Here is a 16297-nt window from a genome sequence, read left to right on the forward strand (position 1 = left end):
ATGTCGCCTTTAAGGCTGACTTGCTAAGTATTTTAGCAAGTTTTTACTTTATTAAAACCCCGATATGAAAATATTTTAAGAGGTTAGCAGTGGTGAAGTGCTGCATTGCTCGCCAATGAGCAACCTAAAATTAAGCCTTATTAATTATATGGTTTTTATTCTGTCGTTATTGAGTAGAATGTGGCAAATAAATAAAGTTCAAACCCATGAATGAGGAAGCGATGGAAACTATCGACAAAATCAAACAGCAGATCTCTGAAAACTCAATCCTGCTGTACATGAAAGGATCACCGAAACTACCTAGCTGTGGTTTCTCTTCTCAAGCGTCACAGGCACTAATGGCATGTGGTGAGAAGTTCGCTTACGTAGACATTCTGCAAAACCCAGATATCCGTGCTGAGTTACCAAAGTACGCGCAATGGCCAACTTTCCCTCAACTATGGGTTGAAGGTGAGCTTATCGGCGGTTGTGACATTATTCTAGAAATGTTCCAAAAAGGTGAACTGCAGCCTCTAATCAAAGAAGCAGCAGCGCGCGCTGAAGATCAAGCTGAGTAATTCGTAAATACTCACATTTAGCGATAGAATACGAAGGAGCCGTACTGGCTCCTTTTTCTTTTTAGGTTAGTGGAATGAACATAAAGCTTTACTACGTGCATGACCCAATGTGCAGTTGGTGTTGGGGTTACAAACCAACGCTGGATAAACTAAAACAGCAACTGCCAGGTGTGATTCAATTTGAGTATGTGGTTGGTGGTCTTGCGCCAGATACTAATTTACCGATGCCGCCCGAGATGCAACAAAAACTCGAAGGTATTTGGAAGCAGATTGAGCGCCAGTTAGGCACTAAGTTTAACTACGATTTCTGGAAGCTTTGTACGCCAGTTAGAAGCACTTACCAATCTTGTCGTACGGTTATTGCAGCGGGCTTTCAAGACTCTTATGAGCAGATGCTAGAAGCGATTCAGCATGCGTATTACTTACGTGCGATGCCTCCTCATGAAGAAGCCACTCACTTGCAACTAGCGAGAGAAATTGGCTTGAATGTTCAGCAATTCAAGAATGACATGGATGGCTCTTTCTTAGAGGGTGTGTTCGAAGATCAATTGAGCCTTGCAAAGAGCCTAGGTGTGAACTCTTACCCTAGCTTGGTTCTTAAAATTAACGACGCTTATTTTCCGATTGCCATCGATTACCTGTCGACAGAACCAACCTTGAAGCTGATTCGTGAGCGTATTATTGACAATATGCCAGCGCAATAACCACAGTTATGAATAACAAAAAGCCGCTCATTGAGCGGCTTTTTCGTAACTAAATGTATATCCATCCAAACAATAGTATTAAAGCACCATTGCTGCAATCCAACCAAAGATGATTAGAGGGATATTGTAATGGATAAAGGTTGGAACGACTGTTTCCCAAATGTGCTCATGTTGGCCGTCGGCATTTAGACCAGATGTTGGGCCTAATGTAGAGTCAGAAGCTGGAGAGCCTGCATCACCTAACGCAGCCGCAGTACCTACCAGTGCAATCGTTGCCATCGGCGAGAAGCCAAATGCTAGCGCAAGAGGCACATAGATAGTTGCAAGGATTGGAATCGTAGAGAACGATGAACCAATGCCCATTGTTACCAACAGACCAACGATCAGCATCAGTAGTGCAGCTAAAGCCTTATTGTCACCGATGCTGGTTGATAGCGATTGTACTAGTGTTTCAACACCGCCAGTTTGCTTCATTACTGCTGCAAAACCTGCCGCTGCAATCATGATGAAGCCAATCATTGCCATCATGTGTACACCTTTAGTGAACACGTCGTGCGTCTCTTTCCATGCAATAACGCCGCCGAAAGTAAACACCATAAAGCCAGCTAGAGCACCGATAATCATTGAACCCGTGTAAAGCTGAACACCCAATGCAGCGACAATACCAAGTGCCGCAACCAAGATGTGCTTTTTATTGATGACATGATCGGTTTCGTCAACGACAGTCAACTCAGTTTCTTTGTAGACACGCGGTTTACGATAGCTAACAAAGATAGCCAGTAATAGACCAAACAGCATACCTGCACCAGGCAGTAACATGGCGGTTGGGACTTGGCTTGCAACCACATTCTCCAAACCGTTGTCATGTAGGTTCTTTAACAGAATGTTGTTTAAGAAAATACCGCCGAAACCAACAGGCAAGATCATGTAAGGTGTGATCAAACCGAAGGTAAGAACACACGCGACCAAACGTCGATCGAGCTTAAGTTTCGCAAATACGCCCAAAAGAGGTGGAATCAAAATTGGAATAAAGGCGATATGGACCGGAATTACGTTCTGAGATGACATAGTGACGAGAACGAGCGCGACTAACACCGCGTACTTTAACCCGGTAGTTGACGCCGAGTTTTCTTTACCATTTAAGCGCTTGATAACACTTTTGGCCAGTAGATCCGTGATGCCTGATTTCGAGATGGCAACAGCGAAAGTACCTAACATGGCGTAGCTTAGCGCAATAGTTGCACCGCCACCTAGACCACTTTCAAATGCGGCAACCGTATCCCCAAGGCTCATGCCTGCGACTAGGCCGCCTACGATGGCACTAAACGTGAGGGCAACCACCACGTTTACGCGCATCAATGCTAACACGAGCATGACGCACACTGATATAACGACAGGATTCATACTTTTCCTAATATGTTGTGTTTACTTATTATTCTTCGTCGACAAGCGGCCAACCGCCGAGGGCCTTCCATTTGTTGACAATACCGCAGAATAATTCTGCTGTTTTTTGTGTATCGTAAAGCGCAGAGTGTGCTTCACGGTTATCAAATTCCATCCCGGCTGTTTTGCATGCTTTAGCGAGAACTGTTTGGCCATAAGCAAGGCCACTTAATGTAGCCGTATCAAAAGTAGCAAAGGGATGAAAAGGGACTCTTTTTAGTTTACAGCGTTCATTTGCTGCGTTTACAAAACCCAAGTCGAATGCAGCGTTATGAGCAACCATAATTGCACGTGAGCAATCTGCGGCTTTTTGTTCTTTGCGAATAAGCTTATAAATTTCCTTTAGCGCCTCTTGCTCAGAAACAGCACCTCGAAGAGGGCTGAAAGGGTCACGAATACCGTTGAATTCAAGCGCTTCTTTTTCTAAGTTAGCGCCTTCAAATGGTTCCACATGAAAATGAATGGTGGAGGCCGGATGCAACACGCCATGTTCGTCCATTTTCAACGTAACGGCACAGATTTCTAAAAGTGCATCAGTTTGAGCGTTGAAACCAGCGGTCTCAACGTCTACTACCACAGGGAAATAACCACGAAAGCGTTTTTTCAAGGTTAGAGCTTCATTTTCTAGTGTCATGTTGGCTTATTTTTGTGTGACGAAGGCTGCATTATTGCAGATTATACCGATGAGAAAAACCGCAATTTAAGAGAAAACCGGAATTCTATTTTGCATCCAATCAATAAGTTTGTATTGCATATTATGTAGACGTTTATTCGCCATACTTTGCATCATGTAAACCGATAAAACATGAGGAAGTAAAACGCTAAGTGGCGGTTAAGGTGATTGGAACACTATGGCTCACATTAATGGCAGTGTGACAGATATTCCGATATTGGCGAGATTTTTGCATGCCCGTTGAAGTGTTTTTATTGATGCAATTTGACGGCAACAGACTGCCGTTTAAGAGACAGTATTAGATGAAGAAATGGCTGATTACCAGTGGTGTTGTATTTTCGTTGTTTAGCACAAGCAGCTTCGCTTTGATGGGCAAACGTTATGCTGCAACTCCACAGCAATCTCAATGGGAAATGGTGGTCAATACACCATTAGAATGTCAGCTTGTACACCCCATTCCAAGCTTTGGAGATGCGGTATTTTCATCTCGTGCGAATAAAAAAATTAATTTAGACTTTGAGTTAAAAATGCGTCGTCCGATGGGAGAAACACGTAACGTCAGTCTCATTTCTATGCCGCCACCTTGGCGGCCAGGTGAACACGCCGATCGAATTACAAACCTAAAGTTTTTTAAACAGTTTGATGGTTATGTCGGAGGGCAAACAGCATGGGGCATTTTGTCTGAGCTGGAAAAAGGCCGTTATCCGACTTTTAGTTACCAAGATTGGCAGAGCCGAGATCAGAGAATTGAAGTCGCATTGTCATCAGTACTATTTCAAAACAAGTACAACGCGTTTAGCGACTGTATTTCCAACTTATTGAAATATAGTTTTGAGGACATTGCTTTTACGATTTTGCACTACGAAAGACAAGGTGATCAGTTAACCAAGGCTTCTAAAAAGCGTTTATCACAAATTGCAGATTATATCCGACATAATCAAGATATCGATCTCGTGCTGGTGGCGACGTACACAGATTCAACCGATGGTAAAAGTGCGAGTCAAAGTTTATCAGAGCGACGTGCAGAGTCACTTCGTGATTACTTTCAGTCTCTAGGGCTACCGGAAGATCGAATTCAAGTGCAAGGGTACGGCAAGCGTCGTCCTATTGCAGATAACGGTTCGCCAATAGGAAAAGACAAAAACCGCCGAGTTGTGATATCTCTAGGGCGAACCCAAGTGTGATGCTTATAAAAACGCCGAAGCTGAAAGCTTCGGCGTTTTTGATTTACTGACGTTGTTAATAATATTTTAGTGGTATTTTGCCAAGCACCTTTCGGTGATTCCTGCTGTATAATTTGAATGTTAGTTTAAGCGGAATTTGGCAATGACTTCGCAATTGGTTGCGGTATCTATTTTTTCAACCTGTTTGGCAATAGCTGGATTAGGGTGACGCTTCATAAAGTCTATCAACGCCTTAGTACAGCATCCTATCGAGTCGATAAAGCTTGCACACTCTTTATTTGGGCATTGTGGGATAAGTGTTAAGACCTTCTCAGAGGCCAGTTGAAGGTATTTGAGTTCATAGTCAGTATCTCCAGCCCAACGCCAGAACTGAGCTAAGTTATGACAAGAAATCACAGAAATTAATAATCGCTCGTCCGCCTCAATTTCCACACATTCGCTGATATCTTCACTCAGGCTTAGGGCTTGCTGGTAATGAAGAATGCTGCGAACAGGGTCATCTAGTTGAAGTGCCGTATCGGCTAGAAGTGTGTGTTTTTCCCATTCACTGATCATTATCGTAATCCCGCATATCGAAGTTGCGGATAAATCTAAACGATAACTATTATCAAGTAAAGGGTTTTGTTTATAAAAGGACAGGCAGATCGCAGACCTGCCTGTAATCGGAGTTCAACTTGCAGTACAAGTGATTATTAGAAGTGCCGCTTAGCCTTCAAGACCTGCTGAAGCTTGCTTGTTTTGAATAAGCTCAATCATATAACCATCTGGGTCTTTTACGAATGCAATGTGCGTGCTTCCGCCTTTTACTGGACCTGGCTCACGCGTCACATTACCGCCCGCCGCTTTGATAGCGTCGCAAGTTGTGTAGATATCATCAACACCAATGGCGATATGACCAAAAGCGGTACCTAAGTCATACTCAGTTTTACCCCAGTTGTAAGTCAGTTCGATCACTGCACCTTGGGATTCGTCACCATAACCAAGAAACGCTAGCGTGTATTCGTACTCTTTATTTTCGTTAGTACGAAGCAGCTGCATGCCCATAACTTCAGTGTAAAACTTGATGGATTTGTCTAGATCACCTACGCGAAGCATAGTGTGGAGAATTCGACCGTTTGACATTTTTTGCTCCTAGCTTTGATTTACAAATAGCGTTAGCTATCTGGGTATACTTTCTCTTTATATTCGCACAAATCTTCGATAATGCAGCTACCGCAGCGAGGCTTTCTTGCTACGCACGTATAACGACCATGAAGAATGAGCCAGTGGTGCACATCGAGTTTGAACTCTTTTGGCACAACTTTTAATAGCTTCTGCTCGACATCATCAACCGTTTTTCCCATCGCAAATTTAGTGCGATTCGACACGCGATAAATGTGCGTATCGACGGCAATAGTTGGCCAACCAAAAGCGGTGTTGAGCACGACGTTTGCGGTCTTGCGACCTACGCCTGGCAGCGCTTCTAACGCTGCACGATCTTCAGGAACTTCACCATTGTGTTTTTCCAACAAGATCTTACAAGTCTTGATTGTGTTTTCTGCCTTTGAGTTAAACAAACCGATGGTCTTTATGTATTCTTTTAAGCCATCGACTCCCAAATCAAGAATGCTTTGAGGTGTATTCGCTACAGGGAAAAGCTTGTCGGTGGCTTTATTGACGCTTACATCGGTTGCTTGAGCTGATAGTAATACAGCGATTAGCAGTTCAAAAGGGGAGCTCCAGTTAAGCTCAGTTTGAGGATTCGGATTGTTTTCTCGTAATCGCTCAAGAATTTCGATTCTTTTTATTTTGTTCATTGCTGACTTCCAATACCGTCTCTGCGGTTTATGAAAAAGGCTCCTATGACAGAGCCTTATCTTGTTATGCGTTGGTGACGCGAGCACGTTCTATGGTTGGTTTTTCTTCTTTAGGTTGACGTGCCTGGACTGAATTATCGATGACATTTTTAAGCGCTATCAACAGACCAACACCGATAAATGCACCGGGTGGGAGAAGCGCTAACAGGAAGCTATTGTCAAATTGGAAAACTTGAATCCGTAGAGCTGAAGCCCAGTCTCCTAGGAGAAGGTCTGCTCCGTCGAATAGTGTGCCATTACCAATCAATTCGCGCATGGCACCTAAAACAACCAAGACGCTCGTCATACCAAGGCCCATCCACAAACCATCTAGCGCAGCGGGTGCAACATCATTTTTTGAAGCGTATGCTTCAGCTCGGCCAATAATAATGCAGTTCGTTACAATCAGAGGAATAAAGATACCTAGAGACAGGTACAAACCGTACGCATAGGCATTCATTAACAACTGAACGCAGGTAACGAGTGAGGCAATGATCATAACGAATACAGGTATACGGATCTCTTTTGGCACATAGTTACGAATAAGAGAAACTGTTACGTTGGATCCAACTAGCACGAGTAAGGTTGCAATACCAAGACCTAATGCATTGGTTATCGTGGAAGAAACCGCTAGCAGTGGACATAAGCCCAGCAGTTGTACGAGAGCGGGGTTGTTACTCCACATACCGTTTTTCATCAGTAATTTATTCTCATTCATTACTGCTCTCCTTCACAGCCTAACGGCTGGTTAAGAATGTCTTCACGAGATTGGTTTACGTAGTTAACGGTATTTCGCACCACTTTTACGACGGCTCTTGGCGTGATCGTTGCACCAGTAAATTGATCGAAATCGCCGCCATCTTTACGAACTTTCCACGAATTCCAATTGTTTTCCGTGACTTGTTTTCCTGTAAAGCTCAGGATCCAGTCGGTGACACGAAGATCGATTTTATCGCCCAGACCAGGGGTTTCTTGGTGGTTTAGGACGCGTGTCCCCAAAATATTGCCCTGATTATCAATCCCAGTAATCACTTTTATCTCACCATTGTAGCCATCTGGCGCGATAGATTCTATTGCGATTGCTGTTGGTTCACCATTCTTCGTGGCGAGGTAGGCTGGCATCGCACGTAATGTCCCCAGATCTGGAGACGTGACCATTGTACAAGCTTGCGTGAGTGCGTTGTCATGCATGTTTTCTGGAATGACTTGATTCAAAACAGAAAGTAATTGTTTTTGCTCTTGTACCTTGATTTGGTCTTTTGTTAGGTACTGAGTAAGGGCGACTAATCCGGTTGTTGCACATGCAAATATCGCGAGTGTCAGACCATTTTTTCTAATAGCGGTTAACATGTTTACCTCAGTGACCGTAAGTTCTAGGTTTGGTGTAGTAATCGATCAGTGGCACACACATATTTGCAAGCAACACTGCAAATGCAACACCATCTGGGAAACCGCCCCAACTGCGAATGATAAAAACCAAAGCACCAATAAGCGCACCGAAGATTAAACGTCCTTTGACGGTGGTAGACGCCGAAACGGGATCGGTTGCAATAAAGAATGCGCCAAGCATGGTTGCACCAGATAACAAGTGTAAAATTGGCGACGCAGTTTCCCCTGGCGTCAGCAACGTGAACACTAGGCTAAACAGAGTCAGACTCGCAAGGAAACCTGCTGGAATATACCATTGGATGATACGCTTTTTGATCATGACTATGCCGCCAAGAAGGTAAGCAAGGTTTACCCATTGCCAACCAATACCACCTAAGCCATCAAATATCGGCTGCGACATTACTTCGCTTGGAGTGGCACCTGTAAGAATGCCAGTCTTAAATGCATCAAGTGGTGTCGCCATTGTCACACCGTCAACACCTGAGCGAACTTGCTGAAGTGATAAGCCGTCGTAATCATAGCCCGTAAAAATTAAAGAGAGTGTATCTGCAAAATTTACATGATCAGGTATGAGTGATGTCGGTGCACTCCAACTCGTCATTTGTACTGGGAAAGAGATCAACAAGACCACATAAGCGACCATTGCAGGGTTGAATAAGTTTTGTCCAAGGCCACCATAGAGGTGTTTAGCGATTACTATCGCAAAAATAAGCCCGATCACCATAATCCACCACGGAGACCATGGTGGTATAGCAACGGCTAACAACCAAGCGGTAACTATTGCACTGTTATCACGTAGCGCTCTCATTGGTGAGCGTTTACGACAGATCATGACTAAGGCTTCAAGGGATACAGCGACTGCAATGGCAAAAATCAGCTGAATAAGCGTTCCCCAGCCAAAGAAGTAGGTTTGAGCTACTAAACCTGGAAGTGCGCAAAGTGCCACCCATTTCATTAAGTCTGGCGTACTACGACGACTGTGGGTATGCGGTGAACTGGCAATAAAAAACGACACTACTCGTTCTCCTCAGTATTATTTTTATTAGCTTCTTGTTGCGCTTTGCGGGCCTTCGCGCGCGCAATTGCTGCGGCAACCGCGGCTTTTTTCGGATCCACTTCTGGTTCTTCAGAAGTTGCTTCTTCAACAGGCTCAGTTTGCGTTTCTTGCTTAGCTTTACGCGCTTTGGCACGTGCAATGGCAGCAGCCACGGCGGCTTTTTTCGGATCTTCGGTTTGCTCGGCAGGTGCTTCAGCTTCTTCCGCTTCAGTTGAGTCTGCTTGTTTCGCTTTACGAGCCTTCGCGCGCGCAATTGCTGCGGCAACCGCGGCTTTTTTCGGATCCACTTCTGGTTCTTCAGAAGTTGCGTCTTCAACAGGCTCAGTTTGCGTTTCTTGCTTCGCTTTGCGCGCTTTGGCTCGAGCGATGGCAGCAGCCACGGCGGCTTTCTTCGGATCTTCGGTTTGCTCGGCAGGTGCGTCAGCTTCTTCCGCTTCAGTTGAGTCTGCTTGTTTCGCTTTACGCGCTTTGGCACGTGCAATGGCAGCAGCCACCGCGGCTTTCTTCGGATCGTCGGTTTGCTCAGCAGGTGCTTCAGCTTCTTCCGCCTCAGTTGAGTCTGCTTGTTTCGCTTTACGTGCTTTGGCACGTGCAATCGCGGCAGCCACGGCGGCTTTTTTCGGATCTTCGGTTTGCTCGGCAGGTGCTTCGGCTTCTTCCGCTTCAATTGAGTCTGCTTGCTTAGCTTTGCGCGCTTTGGCTCGAGCAATTGCAGCGGCAACTGCGGCTTTTTTCGGATCGTCGGTTTGCTCAGCAGGTGCGTCAGCTTCTTCCGCTTCAGTTGAGTCTGCTTGCTTAGCTTTGCGCGCTTTGGCTCGAGCAATGGCAGCAGCAACCGCGGCTTTCTTCGGATCGCTGTCTTGCTGTGCAGACGTTTCCGATTCTACAGATTCAGTTGAATCTTCTTGTTGTGCTTTTTTCGCTTTAGCTCGGGCGATGGCGGCCGCAACTGCCGACTTTTTATCATCAGCGTTATTGTCTGGCGTTTCGCCTTGTTCTTTTTGCGCTTTCCGTTCGCGAGCAAGACGTTTGCGCTCTTCGCGCAGTTTTGCCATTTCTGAGTTATCAGGTTCACTAGAGCCTGCTTTAGCTGCTGCCGCTTGTTTCGCCTTCGCTTTGGCAATGGCTGCCGCTACGGCTGGTTTTACTGCTGGCTCTGTTTTTTCTGTGGTTTCTGTCTTTTGAGCTTTCACGCGTGCGATTGCTGCTGCTATCGCATCATCGCCGCCAGAAGACTTCATCTCTTTACGGCGCTGATCGGCAGCTTTCTTGAAGCGATTTTCACGTTCTGCTTTTTCGCGTTCCATACGCGCTTTTTTCTCTTCAAAACGCAGTTTTGCTCGCTCTGCAGCTTCCGCTTCTTGTGTTCTAGTTCTAATTTCTGCTTTCGCTTGGCGGTAGTACTGTACGAGCGGAATTTCACTTGGGCATACAAACGCACAAGCGCCGCACTCGATACAATCCTTTAAGTTTAATTCTTCGAGTTTGTCATACTCTTCAGCTTTTGCATGCCATTGCAGTTGTTGAGGCAGCAGCGAAGCAGGGCACGCTTCTGCACATTGGCTACAGCGAATACATTCCATCTCATACTGGTGCGGAGAGATCTCACGACGAGTCGGAGCAAGGATACAGTTTGCTGTCTTGGTAATCGGCACTTGGGAGTGAGGAAGGGTAAAGCCCATCATTGGCCCACCCATAATTAAACGCTGTAACTTCTTATCTGCTTTATAGCCAAACTCATCCAACAGTGCTTGTACTGGTGTCCCTAACAATGCCCAAACGTTGCGTGGTTGTTTGAAGGTTTTACCAGTGAGAGTCACGATGCGCTTTATCATCGGTTCACCGTCGATGACTGCGCGTTTTATAGCGTAAAGAGAACCAACATTCTGAACCAAAATACCAATATCGGCTGGAATCGCGCCACTTGGTACTTCTTTATTGGTTAAAATTTTGATCAGTTGTTTTTCACCGCCAGAAGGGTATTTAGTCGGGATAACGCGAATAACGATATCTTTGTTTATAGCCGCAGCTTCTAGCGCTTTGATTGCTTCTGGCTTGTTGTCTTCAATGCCAATAATCGTGAGCTTTGGTGTCAGGATATGTTCGACAATTTCGATACCTTGAATAAGCTCTTCGGCATGTTCTTGCATGAGCTTGTCATCAGACGTGATGTATGGCTCGCACTCTGCTGCATTAACGATAAGAATCTCGGTACGAGCAAAACCTGATTGGATTTTTTTTGCAGTAGGGAAGCCTGCGCCACCCATACCAGAAATACCAGCGAGACGAATAATATCAATCAGTGCGTCAGGGGTTTCTTGTTGGTAATCTGCGACGGGGTTTCTTTCACACCATGCATCTTTCCCATCAGGCGTGATGACTGCGCACAACTCACTTAACCCAGAAGGGTGCGCGACAGTTCGTGGCTCAATCGCGGTGAGCGTACCTGATGTTGGAGCATGCACTGGAACCGTAAAGCCGGTCTCCGATTGTGTTAATGGCTGACCTTTTAATACGTAGTCACCTTCGGCAACCAGTAGGTTACCCGCTTTACCAATGTGCTGTTTTAGCGGCAATACAATTTCTGACGGGATAGCCGCATGAGCGAGTTCAGTTTTGTTGGACTGCTTTTTATTTTCTGCCGGATGCACACCACCTGGGAAATCCCAAAGCGCGCCTGTACGAATTTGTTCAATCAAAGACAACATGTGAAACCTTACTTAATTGAATCTTTCACGTTCGCTGCATTGTCGGCAGCATCCGTAATGTTAAGTACCGGAATGGAGTGAAGTTGCCACTTCCAACTTTCTGTGGTCGTTGCCACAGGAATCATTTCAATACAATCAGTCGGACATGGGGCAACACACAAGTCACAGCCCGTACATTCGTCTTTGATTACGGTATGGACCGCCTTTGTTCCGCCTACAATTGCATCCACCGGACACGCCTGAATACACTTAGTGCAGCCAATACACATGTCTTCATGAATAAACGCAACGGTTGGAATTTTGCTGTCAAGATCGTGCGCAGATTCTTCTGGCTCAACACCCATTAAGTCGGCGAGCTTTTCGATTGTTGCCTGACCACCAGGTGGACATTTGTTGATGTGGTCGCCATTTGCAATTGCTTCAGCATAAGGGCGGCAACCAGGGTAGCCACATTGACCGCATTGAGTTTGCGGTAAAATGGCGTCGATTTGATCCACAATAGGGTCCGCTTCAACTTTAAAGCGAATAGAAGCAAAACCAAGTATCGCGCCGAAAATCGCAGCCAGAACCGCTAACGCGATAATCGCAATTAAAATCGTACTCATCGCTTACTTCACCAAACCTGTAAAGCCCATAAAGGCGAGTGACATTAAACCTGCTGTAATCATTGCTATTGATGCACCTTTAAAAGGTACAGGAACGTCGGCGGCGGCTATGCGCTCTCGCATGGATGCAAAAAGTATCAACACCAATGAGAAACCAACAGCGGCGCCGAAGCCGTAGATGATCGATTCAATAAAGTTATGGTTTTCATTAATGTTAAGAAGTGCCACGCCCAATACTGCGCAGTTTGTTGTGATCAGCGGTAAGAAAATGCCAAGCAAGCGATAAAGCGTCGGGCTGGTTTTGTGCACAACCATTTCGGTGAACTGCACCACAACGGCTATCACCAAAATAAAACTCATGGTTCGAAGGTACTCAATACCCAGTGGACGAAGGATGTAGCTTTCCACTAAATACGCACACACTGACGCGAGCGTTAGCACAAAAGTTGTCGCTAAGCCCATACCTATTGCTGTTTCCAGTTTTTTGGACACACCCATAAAAGGACATAGGCCCAAAAACTTCACCAGTACAAAGTTGTTCACCAGCACAGTGCCGACCAACAACAAAACATATTCGGTCATAGTTATTACGTTCTTAAAATCCGATCTTGATATTATCGTGTTTTGTGACACCAATAACAACCAGTGAACGATGTGGTTTTACATACACGATGGAAAAATAGTCGTCTATTTGATCTATTTTGATGAATCAATAAGAAATTGAATCGTTTGCTGAATGTATTGTTAGCGAAAGGATACTACCTATTAATTTTCATCTAATGTGTGATTTTAAAAAAAGCCCGCCTCTCTCAGGTAGAAAAGAGAGGCGGGCAATGCATATTTACAAGCTAATTATTTAAACTTTCTGAGTGCTTGATGGACTGTGTTTATATCTTACTTGTGAAAGTACGAGTGATGACGTCTTGCTGTTGCTCTGTCGTTAGAGAGTTAAAACGTACCGCATAACCAGACACTCGAATCGTCAACTGAGGGTATTTCTCTGGATGTTCAACCGCATCCAATAACATCTCTCGGTCTAGAACGTTGACGTTAAGGTGTTGACCACCTTCAATCGCAATGCCCTCGTTGCTTGCTTCGTGATGGAAGTAACCATCCATTAGCGCAGCTAGGTTCTTCTTCTGACTTAATTCATCTTTACCCAGTGCGTTAGGCACAATTGAGAAGGTGTAAGAAATACCATCTTTCGCGTAAGCAAACGGCAGTTTAGATACCGATGCCAAAGACGCAACCGCCCCTTTTTCATCACGACCGTGCATTGGGTTTGCACCCGGGCCAAAAGGCATACCTGCGCGACGGCCATCTGGTGTATTACCCGTTTTTTTGCCGTAAACCACGTTAGATGTGATCGTTAGGATCGATTGAGTTGGCACTGCTTCGCGGTAGGTGTGCATCTTCTGAATTTTCTTCATGAAGCGCTCAACCAGATCACAAGCGATGTCATCAACACGGGCATCATTGTTACCAAATTTTGGATAATCACCTTCGATTTCAAAATCAACGGCGATGCCATCTTCATCACGAACAGGTTTCACGGTCGCGTATTTAATTGCCGCCAAAGAGTCAGCGACAACAGACAGACCTGCAATACCACACGCCATGGTGCGGTGCACGTCGCGATCCATCAATGCCATCAGTGATGCTTCGTAGCTGTAACGGTCATGTGAGTAATGGATGATGTTCAACGCTGTGACGTATTGCGTTGCTAGCCACTCCAACATATTGTCGAAACGAGGCATCAAAGCGTCAAAGTCGAGAATTTCATCTTGAACTTTGTCCACTACCGGACCCACTTGCGCTTTCGATTTTTCATCGATACCACCATTGATGGTGTAAAGCAGCGCTTTTGCAAGGTTGGCACGTGCACCAAAGAATTGCATGTGCTGACCAACAATTTGCGGGCTCACACAACATGCAATCGCGTAGTCGTCATTGTTGAAATCAGGACGCATTAGATCGTCGTTTTCGTATTGAACCGAAGAGGTATCAATCGACACTTTTGCAGCGTATTGCTTGAACGCTTCAGGTAATTGCTCTGACCAAAGAATCGTCATGTTTGGCTCAGGAGCAGGGCCCATAGTATGTAGTGTATGTAAGTACCGGAATGTCGTTTTAGATACTAGCGTACGGCCATCAACGCCCATACCAGCCATGGCTTCGGTTGCCCAGATTGGGTCGCCAGAGAACAATGAATCGTATTCTGGTGTGCGTAGGAAGCGAACCATGCGTAGCTTCATGATGAAGTGGTCAATCATTTCTTGCGCTTGTGATTCATCAATCAAACCGTTTGCGATATCGCGTTCTAGATAGACGTCTAGGAAAGTCGAAGTACGGCCCAGTGACATTGCTGCGCCGTTTTGCGATTTAACCGCCGCTAGGTAGCCAAAGTAGGTAAATTGGATCGCTTCTTGTGCTGTTTTTGCAGGTAGCGACATATCAATACCGTATTTCAGACCCATTTGACGAATGTCTTCAAGTGCTTGAACTTGATCGGCTATTTCTTCGCGAAGACGAAGTGTTTTCTCAAGATCGTTGCCTTGTTCTAAGAATGTTTGTGTTGAATTGTATTGTTCTTTTTTGTCTGCTTTTAAGAAGTCGATACCGTATAGGGCGAGACGGCGATAGTCACCAATAATACGACCACGGCCATAGGCATCAGGAAGACCCGTAATGATGCCGGATTTACGACACGCTAGGATTTCTTTGGTGTAAAGGTCGAAACACGCTTTGTTGTGAGTTTTACGGTATTCAGTGAAGATTTTTTCAACCGTTGGATCCAGCTCTCGGCCATAAACTTCGCAAGAGTTTTTGACCATGCGAATCCCGCCATTGGCGATGATTGCACGTTTTAGCGGTTGATCAGTTTGTAAGCCAACGATCTTTTCCAGATCTTTGTTGATGTAGCCTGCATCGTGGGAAGTGATTGTTGAGGGCAAGTCTGTGTCAAAATCAATAGGGGCGTGTGTGCGGCTTTCTTGTTTTATGCCTTCAAGCACTTGGTTCCATAATGCTGAAGTGGATTCGCTAACTTCAGCTAAGAAAGTCTCGTCTCCCTCATAGGGTGTATAGTTTTTTTGGATGAAGTCACGAGTGTTGACAGAGTTTTGCCATTCACCAGCAGTAAATCCAGCCCATGCATCTAGCATGTCAGTTGTCGGAATAGTCATAAGTAAATCCCTAAGTTATTGATAATTAGAATGGAGGCGACGAGTAGGACGGAACCATTCTTAACCCTTTTAATCGTATGGATTTATTTGGTATGAGTAAAATGAATGCTTTTCATTTTTTCAATGATTAAATTGCATTAATAATACATTCAATTGGTTATGATTATTTTTTACTAGAAAAGAGACAGAATTAAACGTGTGGTGCTGTGAGAACACTATCTATGACAATGTTATGAGTTCTGTAATTTGAACTTATTTCGGTGTGATTTTATGACGCCTAGATTGGCTTAGATTTCATGGCGATTAAGATACAAAAAAAGCCGTGTCTTGCGACACGGCTTTTCTATAATCTGGCTCCTCCTGCTGGGCTCGAACCAGCGACCTGCGGATTAACAGTCCGTCGCTCTACCAACTGAGCTAAGGAGGAATTGCTTTGCTTGAAAGCGGGACGAATCTTACCGAGCACTCAAACTACTGTCAACAGTAAAAAAATACATTTTTAGCAAAAAATATTGAGTTAAGGGCTTTACTTTTCTGTATGGCTTGTCAGTAAAGGCTCGAGGTTAGTTATCCACTAAATTTGTGGATAAGTATGTTGATGAGATCTGGGTAAAGAAAGTTGATATGCAACTAAGTTTTTATTTAATGAATTTTTAGTCGGAGTTATGCGTAAAATAAGCAAATAAAACAAAGATTTATCGATGTTAATCAAAAGGTATTCAAAGTGGATAAAAATCAATCTTTTGGGGATAAGAAAGTTTTAAGCTAATTTTTGGGGAAAAGTTGTGGAAACTATAATGTGAAGAATGTGTGTAGCTCTTCAACTAGGGCGAAGTACTATATCAGAGTCACTTTTGTATGGCTATAGCATTCTAGACAAACAAGAAAATTTATTAACAATGATGGTTAAATTCTCGATAGACGTAGATTTCATTAGCTAAGGTGTATATATATACA

The 16297-nt window shown here is 44.6% G+C and carries 15 protein-coding genes and 1 tRNA gene; 3 read left to right on the top strand and 13 right to left on the bottom strand.

What is annotated here, in order from left to right:
• The first annotated feature begins 221 nt into the window (after nucleotides 1–221).
• Entirely contained in the window at nucleotides 222–557 is a 336-nt protein-coding gene (locus R7041_RS09235; RefSeq protein ID WP_017635833.1) for a Grx4 family monothiol glutaredoxin, read from the top strand.
• 74 nt (nucleotides 558–631) lie between these two features.
• Nucleotides 632–1261, top strand: a complete 630-nt coding sequence (locus tag R7041_RS09240) for a DsbA family protein (RefSeq protein WP_213915943.1) — start codon at nucleotides 632–634, stop codon at nucleotides 1259–1261.
• A gap of 78 nt (nucleotides 1262–1339) precedes the next feature.
• Here R7041_RS09240 and R7041_RS09245 read toward each other — a convergent pair whose 3' ends face one another.
• Together R7041_RS09245 and rnt are read right to left on the bottom strand one after the other, a co-directional pair.
• Nucleotides 1340–2665, bottom strand: coding sequence for a Na+/H+ antiporter family protein (locus tag R7041_RS09245; RefSeq protein WP_206949257.1), 1326 nt, complete (start codon nucleotides 2663–2665; stop codon nucleotides 1340–1342).
• A gap of 28 nt (nucleotides 2666–2693) precedes the next feature.
• Nucleotides 2694–3338, bottom strand: a complete 645-nt coding sequence (rnt, locus tag R7041_RS09250) for a ribonuclease T (RefSeq protein WP_005384888.1) — start codon at nucleotides 3336–3338, stop codon at nucleotides 2694–2696.
• A 341-nt stretch (nucleotides 3339–3679) separates the two neighbouring features.
• Here rnt and motY point away from each other — a divergent pair, with 341 nt between their 5' ends.
• A complete protein-coding gene (motY, locus tag R7041_RS09255) occupies nucleotides 3680–4561 on the top strand; it encodes a flagellar protein MotY (protein WP_005384887.1) in 882 nt (293 codons plus the stop codon).
• Between the two features lie 120 nt (nucleotides 4562–4681).
• Here the strand turns inward: motY and R7041_RS09260 are convergent, their stop codons facing one another.
• From R7041_RS09260 to R7041_RS09310, 11 genes are all read right to left on the bottom strand, one after another.
• On the bottom strand, nucleotides 4682–5116 hold the full coding sequence (locus tag R7041_RS09260) for a DUF2753 domain-containing protein (RefSeq protein WP_005384886.1): 435 nt from the start codon (nucleotides 5114–5116) through the stop codon (nucleotides 4682–4684).
• 150 nt (nucleotides 5117–5266) lie between these two features.
• Complete coding sequence (gene gloA / locus R7041_RS09265; RefSeq protein WP_005380739.1) at nucleotides 5267–5683, bottom strand: lactoylglutathione lyase; 417 nt, start codon at nucleotides 5681–5683, stop codon at nucleotides 5267–5269.
• 32 nt (nucleotides 5684–5715) lie between these two features.
• Nucleotides 5716–6357 carry an endonuclease III gene (gene nth, locus R7041_RS09270; protein WP_005380743.1) on the bottom strand — a complete coding sequence of 214 codons (642 nt, stop codon included), beginning with the start codon at nucleotides 6355–6357 and terminating at the stop codon, nucleotides 5716–5718.
• 64 nt (nucleotides 6358–6421) lie between these two features.
• Complete coding sequence (locus R7041_RS09275) at nucleotides 6422–7114, bottom strand: electron transport complex subunit E (RefSeq protein WP_054867993.1); 693 nt, start codon at nucleotides 7112–7114, stop codon at nucleotides 6422–6424.
• The gene (gene rsxG / locus R7041_RS09280; RefSeq protein WP_047103464.1) at nucleotides 7114–7746 is read right to left on the bottom strand and encodes an electron transport complex subunit RsxG; all 633 of its coding nucleotides are present in this window, start codon (nucleotides 7744–7746) and stop codon (nucleotides 7114–7116) included. Before rsxG ends, R7041_RS09275 begins: the two co-directional genes overlap by 1 nt.
• A gap of 7 nt (nucleotides 7747–7753) precedes the next feature.
• Nucleotides 7754–8800, bottom strand: coding sequence for an electron transport complex subunit RsxD (gene rsxD, locus R7041_RS09285; protein WP_005380749.1), 1047 nt, complete (start codon nucleotides 8798–8800; stop codon nucleotides 7754–7756).
• Entirely contained in the window at nucleotides 8800–11550 is a 2751-nt protein-coding gene (gene rsxC, locus R7041_RS09290) for an electron transport complex subunit RsxC (protein WP_064368651.1), read from the bottom strand. The genes rsxD and rsxC overlap by 1 nt, the downstream gene beginning before the upstream one ends.
• A gap of 8 nt (nucleotides 11551–11558) precedes the next feature.
• Complete coding sequence (rsxB, locus tag R7041_RS09295; protein WP_005380760.1) at nucleotides 11559–12155, bottom strand: electron transport complex subunit RsxB; 597 nt, start codon at nucleotides 12153–12155, stop codon at nucleotides 11559–11561.
• A 3-nt stretch (nucleotides 12156–12158) separates the two neighbouring features.
• Complete coding sequence (gene rsxA, locus R7041_RS09300; protein ID WP_005380762.1) at nucleotides 12159–12737, bottom strand: electron transport complex subunit RsxA; 579 nt, start codon at nucleotides 12735–12737, stop codon at nucleotides 12159–12161.
• Nucleotides 12738–13042: 305 nt separating this feature from the next.
• Nucleotides 13043–15340: a formate C-acetyltransferase gene (pflB, locus tag R7041_RS09305; protein ID WP_054576231.1), complete on the bottom strand. Its 2298-nt coding sequence runs from the start codon at nucleotides 15338–15340 to the stop codon at nucleotides 13043–13045.
• A 351-nt stretch (nucleotides 15341–15691) separates the two neighbouring features.
• Nucleotides 15692–15767: transfer RNA gene (locus R7041_RS09310), tRNA-Asn, on the bottom strand.
• Nucleotides 15768–16297: the final 530 nt, after the last annotated feature.

Source organism: Vibrio sp. 1751 (assembly GCF_033339895.1).
GTDB lineage: Bacteria > Pseudomonadota > Gammaproteobacteria > Enterobacterales > Vibrionaceae > Vibrio > Vibrio alginolyticus.

What these genes read in the sequence shown, in the direction of transcription:
- R7041_RS09235 (WP_017635833.1), top strand. Translation starts at nt 222, where the DNA reads ATGGAAACTATCGACAAAATCAAACAGCAGATCTCTGAAAACTCAATC.
- R7041_RS09240 (WP_213915943.1), top strand. Translation starts at nt 632, where the DNA reads ATGAACATAAAGCTTTACTACGTGCATGACCCAATGTGCAGTTGGTGT.
- R7041_RS09245 (WP_206949257.1), bottom strand. Translation starts at nt 2,665, where the DNA reads ATGAATCCTGTCGTTATATCAGTGTGCGTCATGCTCGTGTTAGCATTG.
- rnt (WP_005384888.1), bottom strand. Translation starts at nt 3,338, where the DNA reads ATGACACTAGAAAATGAAGCTCTAACCTTGAAAAAACGCTTTCGTGGT.
- motY (WP_005384887.1), top strand. Translation starts at nt 3,680, where the DNA reads ATGAAGAAATGGCTGATTACCAGTGGTGTTGTATTTTCGTTGTTTAGC.
- R7041_RS09260 (WP_005384886.1), bottom strand. Translation starts at nt 5,116, where the DNA reads ATGATCAGTGAATGGGAAAAACACACACTTCTAGCCGATACGGCACTT.
- gloA (WP_005380739.1), bottom strand. Translation starts at nt 5,683, where the DNA reads ATGTCAAACGGTCGAATTCTCCACACTATGCTTCGCGTAGGTGATCTA.
- nth (WP_005380743.1), bottom strand. Translation starts at nt 6,357, where the DNA reads ATGAACAAAATAAAAAGAATCGAAATTCTTGAGCGATTACGAGAAAAC.
- R7041_RS09275 (WP_054867993.1), bottom strand. Translation starts at nt 7,114, where the DNA reads ATGAATGAGAATAAATTACTGATGAAAAACGGTATGTGGAGTAACAAC.
- rsxG (WP_047103464.1), bottom strand. Translation starts at nt 7,746, where the DNA reads ATGTTAACCGCTATTAGAAAAAATGGTCTGACACTCGCGATATTTGCA.
- rsxC (WP_064368651.1), bottom strand. Translation starts at nt 11,550, where the DNA reads ATGTTGTCTTTGATTGAACAAATTCGTACAGGCGCGCTTTGGGATTTC.
- rsxB (WP_005380760.1), bottom strand. Translation starts at nt 12,155, where the DNA reads ATGAGTACGATTTTAATTGCGATTATCGCGTTAGCGGTTCTGGCTGCG.
- rsxA (WP_005380762.1), bottom strand. Translation starts at nt 12,737, where the DNA reads ATGACCGAATATGTTTTGTTGTTGGTCGGCACTGTGCTGGTGAACAAC.
- pflB (WP_054576231.1), bottom strand. Translation starts at nt 15,340, where the DNA reads ATGACTATTCCGACAACTGACATGCTAGATGCATGGGCTGGATTTACT.